The 13,246-nt window shown below is 38.5% G+C and carries 12 protein-coding genes and 2 pseudogenes; 2 read left to right on the top strand and 12 right to left on the bottom strand.

What is annotated here, in order from left to right:
- Positions 1-220 precede the first annotated feature (220 nt).
- Positions 221-2,839: an ATP-dependent chaperone ClpB gene (clpB, locus tag V8V91_RS12075; protein ID WP_373400280.1), complete on the top strand. Its 2,619-nt coding sequence runs from the start codon at positions 221-223 to the stop codon at positions 2,837-2,839.
- A 60-nt stretch (positions 2,840-2,899) separates the two neighbouring features.
- Here clpB and V8V91_RS12070 read toward each other — a convergent pair whose 3' ends face one another.
- The 3 genes and pseudogenes from V8V91_RS12070 to V8V91_RS12060 all read right to left on the bottom strand — a co-directional run bounded on the left by V8V91_RS12070 (position 2,900) and on the right by V8V91_RS12060 (position 3,546).
- Positions 2,900-3,049 carry a hypothetical protein gene (locus V8V91_RS12070; RefSeq protein WP_373400279.1) on the bottom strand — a complete coding sequence of 50 codons (150 nt, stop codon included), beginning with the start codon at positions 3,047-3,049 and terminating at the stop codon, positions 2,900-2,902.
- Between the two features lie 69 nt (positions 3,050-3,118).
- Positions 3,119-3,208, bottom strand: a pseudogene (locus tag V8V91_RS12065) (hypothetical protein); the annotation flags it as partial.
- Positions 3,208-3,546: a hypothetical protein gene (locus V8V91_RS12060; protein ID WP_373400277.1), complete on the bottom strand. Its 339-nt coding sequence runs from the start codon at positions 3,544-3,546 to the stop codon at positions 3,208-3,210. The pseudogene V8V91_RS12065 and the gene V8V91_RS12060, both read right to left, overlap by 1 nt.
- A gap of 172 nt (positions 3,547-3,718) precedes the next feature.
- Between V8V91_RS12060 and V8V91_RS12055 the strand changes: the two genes are divergently transcribed.
- Positions 3,719-3,901, top strand: coding sequence for a CPXCG motif-containing cysteine-rich protein (locus V8V91_RS12055; protein ID WP_373400275.1), 183 nt, complete (start codon positions 3,719-3,721; stop codon positions 3,899-3,901).
- A 38-nt stretch (positions 3,902-3,939) separates the two neighbouring features.
- Here V8V91_RS12055 and V8V91_RS12050 read toward each other — a convergent pair whose 3' ends face one another.
- From V8V91_RS12050 to V8V91_RS12010, 9 genes and pseudogenes are all read right to left on the bottom strand, one after another.
- On the bottom strand, positions 3,940-4,356 hold the full coding sequence (locus V8V91_RS12050) for a carboxypeptidase-like regulatory domain-containing protein (protein WP_373400273.1): 417 nt from the start codon (positions 4,354-4,356) through the stop codon (positions 3,940-3,942).
- Between the two features lie 69 nt (positions 4,357-4,425).
- Entirely contained in the window at positions 4,426-5,526 is a 1,101-nt protein-coding gene (locus tag V8V91_RS12045) for a prolyl oligopeptidase family serine peptidase (protein ID WP_373400272.1), read from the bottom strand.
- Positions 5,523-5,807, bottom strand: a complete 285-nt coding sequence (locus V8V91_RS12040; RefSeq protein WP_373400270.1) for a DPP IV N-terminal domain-containing protein — start codon at positions 5,805-5,807, stop codon at positions 5,523-5,525. Before V8V91_RS12040 ends, V8V91_RS12045 begins: the two co-directional genes overlap by 4 nt.
- Positions 5,777-6,652, bottom strand: a complete 876-nt coding sequence (locus tag V8V91_RS12035) for a DPP IV N-terminal domain-containing protein (RefSeq protein ID WP_373400269.1) — start codon at positions 6,650-6,652, stop codon at positions 5,777-5,779. Before V8V91_RS12035 ends, V8V91_RS12040 begins: the two co-directional genes overlap by 31 nt.
- Positions 6,653-6,812: 160 nt before the next feature.
- On the bottom strand, positions 6,813-7,175 hold the full coding sequence (locus V8V91_RS12030) for a carboxypeptidase-like regulatory domain-containing protein (protein WP_373400268.1): 363 nt from the start codon (positions 7,173-7,175) through the stop codon (positions 6,813-6,815).
- 80 nt (positions 7,176-7,255) lie between these two features.
- Positions 7,256-9,304, bottom strand: coding sequence for a DUF5916 domain-containing protein (locus V8V91_RS12025; RefSeq protein WP_373400267.1), 2,049 nt, complete (start codon positions 9,302-9,304; stop codon positions 7,256-7,258).
- Positions 9,305-9,495: 191 nt separating this feature from the next.
- Positions 9,496-10,685 (bottom strand): annotated as a pseudogene (locus V8V91_RS12020) (outer membrane beta-barrel family protein).
- Entirely contained in the window at positions 10,682-11,893 is a 1,212-nt protein-coding gene (locus V8V91_RS12015) for a TonB-dependent receptor plug domain-containing protein (protein WP_373400266.1), read from the bottom strand. The pseudogene V8V91_RS12020 and the gene V8V91_RS12015 overlap by 4 nt, the downstream one beginning before the upstream one ends.
- Before the next feature lie 188 nt (positions 11,894-12,081).
- Positions 12,082-13,062, bottom strand: a complete 981-nt coding sequence (locus V8V91_RS12010) for a calcium/sodium antiporter (RefSeq protein ID WP_373400265.1) — start codon at positions 13,060-13,062, stop codon at positions 12,082-12,084.
- Positions 13,063-13,246 lie beyond the last annotated feature (184 nt).

The raw sequence follows: 13,246 nt of genomic DNA, 5'->3' as shown, positions 1-13,246 counted from the left end.
GATCTGGTAACTCAACGTCTTTTTTTAAGGGTTAAGAATATTTTTACTGTCAAAAAATCCGAAATTTTGAATAAAAAGCATATTTATCGGTCATAATGACTTGAAAATGCACTTGGAGTTGGATTTGCTAAATAAAAAATGTGTTGCATCCGGGATTGGAGAAATTTGAGAAATTCCTGATGTACTCATTCAAATTAGAAACATAAAAAAACCAACTATAATGGATTTCAAACAATTTACAATCAAGTCCCAAGAGGCGATTCAGAAAGCGGTGGAGTTGGCATCAGCTGCAGGTCAGCCTAATATCGAGCCCGCTCATATACTGAAAGGAATTTTCTCTGAGGATGAAAATGTGACCGATTTTTTATTCAAAAAACTCGGTGCGAATAAGCAATTGCTCAACCAGAAATTGGATGAGCAATTAGAGCGTTTGCCAAAGGTAAGTGGAGGACAACAACCTTACCTTAGTAATGCTGCCAACCAAGTATTGACCAAAGCAAAAGATTATTTGAAAACTTTTGGGGATGAATATGTGGCAATTGAGCATTTACTATTGAGCATTCTGGCGGCAGGGGACCCTGCTTCAAGGATTTTAAAAGATCAGGGGATTTCCGAAAAACCTTTGATCGAGGCAATAAAAGAACTTAGAAAAGGCAATAAAGTGACAGACCCAAATGCAGAAAGTAAATATCAGGCTTTAGAGAAATATTCTAAAAACCTGAACGATATGGCTAAGAAGGGGAAAATAGATCCCGTTATTGGTCGTGATGAAGAAATTAGAAGGGTTCTTCAAATTTTAGCAAGAAGGACTAAAAATAACCCCATCTTATTAGGTGAGCCAGGTGTAGGTAAAACTGCCATTGTGGAAGGTTTGGCCCAGCGAATTGTATCTGGTGATGTTCCAGAAAACCTTAAATCAAAAACTTTGATCTCTTTGGATATGGGTTTGTTGGTAGCTGGTGCCAAATACAAAGGAGAGTTTGAGGAGCGATTGAAAGCTGTAATCAAAGAAGTGACAGATGCAGAAGGAGAAATTATTCTATTCATCGATGAGATTCATACGCTGATAGGAGCAGGAGGTGGAGGAGAAGGTGCAATGGATGCTGCCAACTTGTTGAAGCCTGCTTTGGCTAGAGGTGAATTGCATGCAATCGGTGCTACCACACTCAAAGAATACCAGAAATATATTGAGAAGGATAAAGCATTGGAAAGAAGGTTCCAGGCTGTCATAGTGGATGAGCCGGATGCTGCAGATGCTATTTCCATCTTGAGAGGTATCAAAGACAAGTATGAATTGCACCATGGGGTAAGAATCAAGGATGATGCAGTAATAGCTGCTGTGGAGCTTTCCCAGAGATACATTTCGGATCGTTTCCTTCCAGACAAGGCCATAGACTTGATGGATGAGGCTGCAGCCAAATTGAGAATGGAAATTGACTCCCTTCCTCAGGAACTGGATGAATTGAATAGAAGAATCATGCAGTTGGAAATCGAAAGAGAAGCTATCCGTAGAGAAAAAAATAAGGATAAGGAAACCGTCCTTAGCAAAGAATTAGCAGAGCTTTCTGAGAAGAGGGATAGTGTGAAAGCAAAGTGGGAAAGTGAAAAAGCGGTCATTACTGGTATTCAGCGTGAAAAAGAGAATATTGATAAATTCAAATTAGAGGCTGAACAAGCGGAGCGTGCCGGTGATTTCGGGAAAGTAGCAGAGATACGATATGGTAAAATCGGAGAAGCAGAACAAAAGCTAGAATCTTTCAAAAAGCAATTGGCTGAGATGCAATCTGGATCTCCCTTGCTGAAAGAAGAAGTAGATCATGAAGACATTGCCGCAGTTGTTTCTAAATGGACTGGCATTCCTTTGTCAAAAATGATCCAATCTGAGCGAGAGAAATTATTGCACTTGGAGGAAGAATTGGGCAAACGAGTGGCTGGACAAAAAGAAGCAATCACTGCCTTATCTGATGCGGTCAGAAGAAGTAGGGCAGGCTTACAGGATCCGAAACGTCCAATTGGTAGTTTTATCTTCATGGGTACCACTGGGGTAGGTAAGACAGAATTGGCCAAAGCCTTGGCTGAGTACTTATTCAATGATGAAAATGCCATGGTTAGAATTGACATGTCCGAATACCAAGAAAGACATGCAGTAAGTAGATTGGTAGGAGCACCTCCAGGATACGTGGGGTATGATGAAGGTGGCCAATTGACGGAGGCAGTAAGGAGAAAGCCATATTCTGTGGTCTTGTTGGATGAGATAGAAAAAGCACACCCTGATGTATTTAACATCTTACTTCAAGTTTTGGACGATGGAAGGTTGACTGATAATAAAGGTAGAATTGCGAGTTTCAAGAATACCATCATCATTTTGACAACTAATATCGGTTCCAATTTGATCCAAGAGAGGTTTGCTGAAATCGAGGAATGGAACAAAGAGGAAATCATGGAAAAAACTAAACAGGAAGCTTTTGATTTATTGAAGCAGTCTGTGCGTCCTGAATTCCTAAATAGAATTGATGAGGTGATAATGTTTGAACCTTTGAACAAAAAGATCATTCGAAAAATCGTCGATATTCAGTGGAGAGAAATTCAAAAACGACTTGCTGAAGCAAACATTGAAATTGAAGCGACTACAGAAGTTCTGGATTATTTGGGAGAGGTTGGTTTTGATCCCAATTTTGGAGCAAGGCCATTGAAAAGAACCATGCAGCGCCTGATTTTGAATGAATTGTCTAAGCAGATTCTTGCTGGATATATCAAAAATGATTCAGCCGTATTGGTTGACTTAGATGCAGATAAACAGGTGTATTTTAAAAATATAGATGCTCCTGTTGAAGTGTAATTATAAAATAGGTTAGGTTAAAACCCTCGGAACGTTTAGGTTTCGAGGGTTTTTTTTGGTTTAAGAATGTTGGTGAGATTCATTTCCACAGCTTGCTTTATCTTCCTTTCTAAAGACTCCTTTGACTTTCTGCCAAAATGACTTTTTGGTTTGAATAACTATTAACTCTCCTATTAATTCACCACTTTCTTCAAGAAAGATATCACCCAAGCCAATTGGTAAATTTGATTGGTAAATTTCAATCTCTTTAGGTTGATAGCCTAAAAATGAAATAACAAGTTCGAATTTTTCCTTTGTAAATTCATCTGGGATTAACAGTGTGAATTCTCCATCGATATTTGTTGTAGTTACTATTTTGAATCCTTTGATTAAAACTGAGGCGATTGGAATTGTCTCTTTGTTGGTGTCAAGTATTCTACCCTTGATCGTTTTTTTAGTGAGTAAGTGTACTCCAAAGGTATGGCCTCAAAATTCTCAGCCATGGTTTTTTCTGTCTTTGGTTTTGATGTGATTTGAGCCTCAGCAGGAATTGCCAATCCTAGAAACCCTAAAAAGCCGAATGCCCATAAACCTGGGAAACTGACTTTTCTGGGAGGAATTTCTTGAACTTCCAATTGGTTTGGTCTAAAAATCCCACAGGTTTTTCCAGAGTTCTTTTGAATGAAATCTAGTACTTCTGTATTACTCATTCTCCGGAAGTCAAACACTTCTTTTTGGCAAGAGTTGCAGAAGCCTCCTTTACTTGTCGGAGTAAAGTTAGAGGGGTTTTCAGAACAAGGTTTTGGTATCGAAATTTTTTCAATCATTCATATAAATTAAGAATTTCTTTATAAGTTCTCTTTAAAAATGGATTCTTATCTTCTATAAATCATAAATACCATGCTTGAACATTACTTTCAATGTCCCTATTGCCTCGCTGAGATATCAATGCTGATAGACCCCTCAGTTTCCAAGCAACAATACATTGAAGATTGCGAGGTATGTTGTAATCCTATTGAATTAAAAATAGAAATCGAGGAAGGAGAGATCCTTTTATTTGATGCAAATTCCATAGAACAATAAAAAAACCTAAAACAGATCGCTTTAGGTTTTGTGTCATTTTAATATGCTCTTTCCAAGGTTACTATTTCTAGGATTTTAGGAAGTGTTTTTAGGTTTACTGTAATCTCTTTTTCTTCAAACCCCTCTTTATTGAATTCCAAGGTCACTTCATGTTGATTAACATTACTTAGGTCTAATGTGAAATTCCCAAAGGTGTCTGTGATTGTTTCAGTAGAGGTTCCTTTCACGGATACCACAGAACCGATCATATCCCTTGAGGCGCAGATCACTTTGCCGTTGACTACCTGGTTTTTATGCTTGGTAGTTTGAGAGTCATGGGCAAAGGTCATTGAAACCAAAGTAAGCACAGGAAATAATGCTGAAAAGAGTACAATTCTAGTTTTTTCAGGAATTGAACGAAAATTCAGCAATCGTTTCAATCCACTGGTTTTGTGGTGATTTGTTAGTTGGTTCATAGGTCTACTAATTTCTCATACGAATGAACAAAAATTAGTTTGACTTTCAAATAAACGACTCCTAAATATTTAATTTACTGGGGTATGTTCCATTAAATAATTTGTCAGTAAAGTGTAAAGGTGCAAAGAGGTACCAGCACCCTCATAAATTCCATGGGATCTATTCGGATATGGCATTACCTGGAACTGTTTGTTGTGTTTGATGAGCTCGTTGATCAACATTTCCGCACTTTGATAATGTACATTGTCATCACCGGTTCCATGCACTAACAATAAATTACCTTCTAGGTTTTTGGCATAAGTGATAGGGGATCCTTCTATAAAATCTTCTAAATTTTCCTGGGGTAATCCCATGTACCTTTCCTGATAGATATTGTCATAAATCAATTGGTTAGAAACCGATGCTACGGACATTCCCGTTTGGTAAACTTCAGGGAATTTAAATAATAAATTGAGAGTCATGGAGCCACCTCCGCTCCATCCCCAAACAGCTACTCTGTTTTCATCTAAATAGGGAAGTTTTAAAATTTCCTTAGCAGCCAATCCCTGATCCTGGGCGTTTACTTTGCCTATGTTTCTATAAATGATTTTTCTCCAAGCACTTCCTTTAAGGGTTGGAGTTCCCCGGTTATCCATGTCGATTATGACATATCCTTTTTGAGCAAGCATGATATTGAAAAGACCTACTTGCGTGTCAATGGCCACAGCTCCCCAAGGTTCTCCATATACATGGAAAAGTACCGGGTATTTCTTTGTCTCATCAAAGTCGATGGGGTAAATCACTCGGGCATCAAGGGTTACTCCTTCCGAGGTGGTAACTGTTGTGAATTTTATTTCCGGTAGTGCTAGGGAGGCGAGTTTTTGTTTATAGGCATTGTTTTCTACCAACGTTTTGATGGTTTCATGTTTTGGCAGACTTACTAGTCTCACGGTGAGTGGATCTTTTGTGCTCTGGTGGTTATGAACTGCCACTTGCCCATTTGGTGCAATATTATAGGTATTGACTCCTGAGTACGAAGTAGGTGTGATTTTTCGAAGCTTTCCTTTTCCTGCCAGGTCAATCGCATATAAATAGCGCTGGGTAGGATTGTCTGGAGAAGCGATGAAATAGACTTCTTTGTCAGTAACACCCCCAAAAGAAGCCACATCAAATTCACCTGGAGTAATCAAAGTTTTTCTCCGGACTCTATATTCACCTTATAAATATGCCTCCAAGCATCATTTTCAGTCATGCGCAAAAATGCCTTGCCATCGTCTACCAAAGGCAAACTATTATCACTCCAGCCATATCGAGACAAATCGGGGTAAGCCAAGTCAACCCAGGTCTCTTCAGTTTCCACATAAACCTTTTTCAAATCAGCATTTGAAGGCCGATAAGTCCAGATGGTCAATTGGTTTTGCTTCCTATTCATCTGTTGGATCAACAATAAATCTTCATTGATCCATTGCATGCCAGGGAGATAATTTTCTTTTTCACCACCAGGAATTGGAATCCATAAGGCTTTTTTGAATCCATGTCAATCAATCCGATTTTGGCACCTGCAGGTTCTTCTCCCACTTTTGGATACTGCAATGGAATAGGTCTGGAATAGACAGAATCAGTATTGTTGATCATGTAAAAAGTGCCAATATTCGAGGCATCGATCTGCCAATAAGAAATGAATTTGGCATCAGGACTCCATGCAAACCCATCACGCTTGCCAAACTCTTCTTCATAGGCCCAATCAAAAGTACCGTTAATGATTTTGTCAGTACCATCTGTGGTTAATTGAGTGACTTTTCCAGTTTCAAAATCCTCCAGATATAAATTGAACTTCTGTACGTAGGCCACTTGTGAGTTATCTGCCGAAAACTTTGCAAACATTAGCGAGGAGGGCTCAAATTGAGTTCCTAGTTTCTTCAATAGTTTTTCGTTCAGGTCATATACATAATAGTCTCCCTTGGTATTGGATCTCCAAACTCTGCTTGAATTAGTAAATATCAAAACCTTGCTGCCATCTTCAGAAAGACTAAAGGATTCAATATTAATGCGTTCTCCATTGACAATAACTCCGGGCACATAAACTGATTTTTCCAATGTTTTGCTATCCCAACGAGTCAAGGCATTTCCATTTTCCACGGTGACGTAAGCCGCTCCGTCTTCAATCCATTGAATAGGTTGAAGACTCTCTTGACGAAATTCGTTTGAGGCGTAGATTCTTTCCAGACTCAATAATTCAGAGGTCTGGGCTGAGGCCAGATGGTAGAAAATCGTACATAGAATACTTAAGAAGAGAAGTCGTATTGGAAATCGCATGGCGTTTTTATTCGAATTGTAGTCTTAAAAATAAGATAATATTGGTAGACTTTACCCTTGATGTTAATTCAAAAGAAAAACAGGTCAATCATGACCTGTTTTCATTTTTTGATAATTATGCCAAGGTATTTAGAAGAGGCTTCTGTATACAAACTCAGAACTAAAATGCTGCATCTTTTAATTTGATTTGGCCATAGCTTTTCGGCAAATCTTTTAAAATCACTTCCATTTCTTTTCGAGCTGTACCCACATAACCAAAAACCAATGTTACTTGCTTTTCCGTGAATTGAGTCAAGTCCAATTGGAAAAATCCATTGATATCCGAAACGGTTCCTGTAGTGGTTCCTTTTACAATGATAGTGGCTCCTGGTATTGGACGGCTTTCTTTATTTATCATCTGACCTTTTACAATTGGCTTTGTTGGTGGTTTTGGGAATTTCTGTGCTTGTACTTCATTAAATATAGAAAAGCATACAAAAATGCCCAGGCAAATGAATAGCTTACTTAGGGATAATCGTCTCATGGCAGCATTAAATTAAAAGTGTCTTTTAATTTAACTAAATTTTATTGTTAGCCATAGCCATAACTAGGGAAGTTCATCTCTTAAATATTCCACCAATAGGTGAATTTTAGCACCAAGGATCTGTTTTTTGTATAAAATGGAGCAGGTAGATAATTGTCAGTATAAACTAGGAACAAATCTGAAGCAGGTTTAAATCTCCATTGAAAGCGCGTATTCAGGTTAATATTTTCGATTTGCTCATTGTACTGAACAAAAGCAGTGAAAAACAAGGTATTGGTCATAGTGACATCAACTCTAGGTCCTACTAACCAAAAATTGGTGCGATTCCATGGTTCTGGAAGATGAATATCATTGTAATTGGCGCTCATTGAGATGCTGACGTAAGGCTGAAATCTGTACCCAATATCTGCTGTAACATTATAACGTTTTCCATCTGCATAATACCCTCCAAATCTAGAGGTAAAGGCATAGGTGAATACGCTTTGAGGTTTGGAAGTAAATTCAGCCCCAACTGCATACCATTGGTGTTCTGTACCCCTAGCCAGGGTGTCTCCACTATAATTTGTAGGGTCAAATGGTCTTTGAAGTAAAACATAGTCAGTAGACACCCAAGCCTGGAAAGTACTTTGGCTTCTCCACTTTACATTGTAGGCCAAGAAAGTGGTGTTATCCGTTTTTTCTCCATCTATATTAAAGAAATATCTGATTCCAGCCTTTGGCCCATGATTTAGGATTTTATCACTTTTTGGGAAGAACAAGTAACTGACTTCTGGATTGATTTTGTAAAAACCGTTTCTTGGCACATATCCTACTTCAGCTGTATAGTTTTCAGAGACATATTGATGCTCCCAGTTCCAAGTCAAATTGCCTGAGGAATATTTGAGGTTGGCTGCGTGTACAAAACCATTATCGATATTTTCGGGACCAAAGCTTTTCATAAACATGGCCTTTCCAGTCCATAAATTATTGGAGGATGCCAAGTTGTATTCAATCCCAGCATTCCTATTGAATTGAGAGTAGATAGGGTTTTCGGTGTTAGGGTCAGGATTGTAATTCAAGGACTGTTTGTTAATAAACATCCCCGTAATATTTGATCTGGCTCCGACCTGTCGTTGCACTGAAACGACCGTAAAGTTTTGAGCAGGCAAGGCATCTTCTTTTACTTCGCCAGTTTGCATATTCATGGCACCCACTCTCCAGTTTTTATTGATTTTCCCACTAAGTCTTGCTCCAAATTGAATGGGGGCGTTCAAGCCAATTCTTCTTGAAAAGAAAGGGCGAATAGTTTCATACCCAAAACTTGCAAAGAGGTCTCCATTTTCTAAGAAAAATTGTCTTCTTTCTGGGAAAAATAGCTCAAAGCGATCCAAATTAGTGACTTGCCTATCCACCTCTACTTGAGAGAAATCAGGATTGACCGTTAAATCCAAGTTGAGTGAAGAGGTTAATCCAATTTTTGCATCTAATCCAACTTCTCTTCTGTATTCAGTTTCTCCACTTCCAGCCACGTCAGTTCTAAATCCTCCCAGAGCATAGGGAATAACAGAAATATTAGCCCCCGTTTGTGGAGGAGCTTCATCCCAAATTAAAGAACCAGTATAAGCTAAAGAAGCAGAAGGAAATTGTCTTGGTACAGGAGCCCATCCTGATTTTTCTGTGGTTTTTAAGTCTAGCCTAGAAAAGTTAATACCCCATTCTGTAATGCCCTTTTTGTAGCGGATGGATTTGAATGGGATTGCAGCTTCAAAAATCCATTTATCCTCATAATTGGTCACTTTGGATCTCCATTTATTATCCCAGCTTAAGTCCACACTTCCACCATTGTACATGATTCCGTCCCATTGAGCTCCGGCCGCATTGGCACCAAAAGAAAAGCCATTGGTTTGGTCGTCGAATGGATCCATGAACAATAGGAAGTTGTCATTTTTTCCAAATGAGAAATCTCTCCGAAGAGATTCTACCATATATGGACCTTCTACCGCATGGTGATTGACTACAATAAGATAAAGTGTTTCCTCATCATAAGTCATCCGTACATCTGTTTTCACTCTGGCAAAACTGGTGTCCATGGGAGTGATCATAAAGAAGTCTGTAGCAACTTCTGCATCTTTCCATGCCTGTTCATCCAAAACCCCATCAATGATTATTTCAGAACTCGCTTTTTGGATATGCAGTTGGTAGGATGAATTTATTTTTGGGCTAGAAGAAAATGAGTGGTACAGAAAGGATCAGTACCAACATTGAGAATTTCCACATGAGGCAATTATTTTTCCTGTAAATCGATGATTTACCTAGGAGATGTAATGGGCTTATTTTTAATTTATTGTCTTAAACGGTAGCTCATCGTGAGATTTACCTGTCTTCGGATAAACTGTGAGTTTCCTTCTGTAAAGAAGTTTTCACCTTCGATTATATATCGATTTCTACGGGAATTGAATATATCATTGGCAGTGAGTATCAGGTTTCCACGTTCCCCAAAGATGCTTTTTGAAGCGGAAAGATCCATAAAGAAAATCCCTTTTCTGATTCCCTGAGCAGTTTTCTGCCTAGCATCGTAGTTTGCGCGAACTTGAATATCGAGTCCATTGCTTAAAGTAAATCGAGATGTTTGCCTTAACAGCCAACTATAGGTTTTAGCCTGAAAATCAGCTTCAATATTACTTCCGTCAATATCTGCATGAAAGAAGTTTAAATTTAGATCTAGCTTCCACCATTCGTTTACTCTATAATCTGAACTGAATTCTACTCCGAAGGATTTTTCACCAGTTAAATTGTAAGGCGCCGTAACAGAAAATCCATCCTCATTTACGGTTCGGATGCGTTCAATTTTGTCAGTTGTGTTTCTAAAATAAACAGTAGAGAAAAGTGTCCCTTTTTCAAAATATTTGATATGTCCTAATTCAAATGCATCCGTGAATTCAGGATTCAAATCCGGATTGCCACTAAAGAAATTTCGTTGATCTGAGAAGGTCACATAAGGACTGAGGTCATTGTAAACAGGTCTTCGAACTCTTCGGCTATAACTTAATTGAAAAGCATTTTCTGATGTAATATTATAGGTCAAGTGGGCACTTGGGAAAAGGTTAGTGTATTTCCTTGGGTTCCGTTCATTTGTTTCTACCAGAATGGTTTCCACATCAGTATGTTCTACTCTCAGGCCTCCTTGATAGCTCCATTTACCAGTTTTATTTCCCAAAATCCCATATGCAGCCAGGATGTTTTCATTGTAAAGGAAAATATTGTCTAAGCCAGGGAGTGGGATCAACTCTCCACTTTCATTTTCTTCTGAGACTACAAAGTCATTTTCCATTTCACGGAAGCTGGTGCGCAAACCTGTTTCGAATTTCCCCTCTTTTGCAAAGGCTTGACATAATCCAATTGAAGTAAATACTGATTTTCATATTCATCGTTCAATGATGTTTGAAGTAGATCGGAACCAGGAATCAGTTGATCATCTGGTGTATAAGCGGACTCTGTGAATTTTTGGTCAGATCGCTCCCAATAGTTCAAATAAGTAAATGCAGTGGTGAGCTCATGCCCCTTCTGCTCAAAACTTTTTTGTAACTCACAATTACTTCTGAATTTGGCTCTGCCTCAGTTTCATCTTGTTGTCTCAGTGAGTAACCTAAATAAGTATCAAAATTATTTAGATAATCTTCATATCGGATATCGGTGATGCGTCTTGCATCACTTCTTCTCCAGAGATAAGATGCTGTCAGAATACTTTTTTCATTAAAATAATAATCAAGTCCTCCTCTGATATTATTATTGAATCCTTTGAGAATTCCTGCATTATTCTGACTCAAAATGGAAGTTGTACCATCTTCGTTGTAGACTTCTTGATATAATTCGTTTACGTTTGGCTGATGTCTACGAGCGAGGCTATAATTGATAAACCAGTTGATTCTATTTTTTCGGTAGTTTAGATTTGTTGAAAAACCCAAATTCAGAGGAGTGCCGACAATTACTTCAAAAGATCCGTTGAACCCTTGATTATTATCTTTTTTAAGGACGATATTGATGACGCCTGCCATTCCTTCTGCCTCATATCGAGCTGATGGGTTGGTGATTACTTCTACTCGTTCGACCATGTTGGCTTGAAGTTGTCTAAGTCCGGCTCCTCCTTTAAAACTTACCAATCCAGACGGTTTGCCATCGATTAGAATTCTTACGTTCGAAGAACCTCGAAGCCTAACATTTCCTTCAGGGTCCACTGACACAGATGGCAGGTTCATCAAAATGTCATTTGCAGTTCCACCCGCATTGGCAAGGTCCTTTCCTACGTTGAAAACCCTTTTATCGAGCGATAATTCCATCAATGTTTTCTCACCTTGTACCACTACTTCTTCCAGGTCACCAGCAGCACTTTCTAGTTCAATGGTGCCCAGATCGATCTTGTTGTTTTCTCTAGAGAAGGTGAGCATGTCACTTTGATAAGATTCAAATCCCATGAATTCCACCAAAGCATAGAACTCACCATTCGGTACTTCAATGGAAAATTTCCCATTTTCCTCAGAAATCCCTCCCGCCACCAAACTGTCTTTGGCTGAATAAATGGCAATTGAAGCAAATCCTAGCGGATTTCCAGTAGATTTTTCTTGGATGTTCCCCGTGAGTTTGGCTGTATTTTGTTGAGAAAATCCGATTGAGCTTAAAAGTATTGCAAATAGAAATAAAGCTCCGAATTTCCCCAAACTGAATTTTGGGAATGTAATCATGAGAAGAGGGCTAGGTTTGACTTTTGGGTATACCCAAATCAAATTATGAATTCGGGTAATTAGCTGAAAAGATATTCTGAAATAGTGAGGATTCCTGATAATAATTGATCAAAGGCCTAAAACTTAGGATGGAAAGAAAAATACAAAGAATGCAAGTACTCGCTTGGAAAATCTATTTGAATTGGATATTAAAATATTGAATCATTGGACATGGAAATTTCCTTCAAGACTAGGAATGTAGTATAAGTCAAGTAGGCTAGAAGTAAGATGGCTGCTTCCCATCTGTCAAGACTTTTTCTTTTCCCAGTAAACATCGCTAGAAACAGGAAAATGGTGCCTCCTAAAAGGATATAAATGTCCAAATTGAAAATTTGCTTGAACGCTAGTGGACGAATAATGGAACTTACCCCCAGGATCAAAAAAAGGTTAAAAATATTGGAGCCGATAATGTTACCGATGGCGATGTCATTATTCTTTTTCATGGAGGCTACCACTGAAGTAGCAAGTTCTGGAAGTGAAGTCCCTGCCGCTACAATGGTCAATCCGATGATTTTTTCGCTTACTCCTAAAGACTGGGCCATGGAAACCGCATTGTCCACTACGAGTTTGCCTCCAACTACAAGTCCTGCAAGCCCTATGAAAATCAGCCTCCAGATCTTGAAATTGGAGTAATCCTTTTGTGCAACCGACTCAATAGTTTCCTCAGATTTTAATTGAGTGAATACATAATAAAGAAATCCGGCAAAGAATCCCAATAAAATGAGTCCATCCAAACTTGATAAGAATGGGCTGGGGCTCGAAAAATAATCATTGGCAAATACTAAAAGAACAATGGCTGCCAATAACGAGAAGGGGATTTCCTTCCAGACGGTACTTGACTGAACCGAAAGTGGCGTTATTAATCCTGCAATGCCTAGGATGATAAACAAATTGAAGTTGTTTGAACCGATGACATTACCAAAAACAATATCTGGATAACCTCCCGAAGCAGCCACAGAATTTACGACTAGTTCGGGCGCTGAGGTTCCAAATGCAACGATGGTCAGGCCTATTGCCAAGTCAGAAACGTTGTATTTCTTTGCCAAAACAGAGGCCCCATCCACTAACCAATCTGCTCCTTTTACTAGGAGTAATAGTCCAATGATCAATAAAAATAGAGAAAGGATCATAGAGATTTAAAGTAGCCGTTTTGACTTGAAATATGGGTCAAAAGTAAGTTTAATTATATGGATTTAAATCAATGGCTTTTGATTAATTTTTGAAGCTAATCCAGATGAATTTTGCAATCAATTTATAAAAGAAGTTTTAAATAAGGTGAACTGATCTTTTTTATGTTTATTTTTCTAATCAGCT

The sequence above is a fragment of the Algoriphagus halophilus genome (genome assembly GCF_041729275.1).
GTDB classification, from domain to species: Bacteria; Bacteroidota; Bacteroidia; order Cytophagales; family Cyclobacteriaceae; genus Algoriphagus; species Algoriphagus halophilus_A.
The sequence above is the reverse complement of the archived record's forward strand: the minus strand, read 5'-3'. Positions and strand labels throughout refer to the sequence as shown.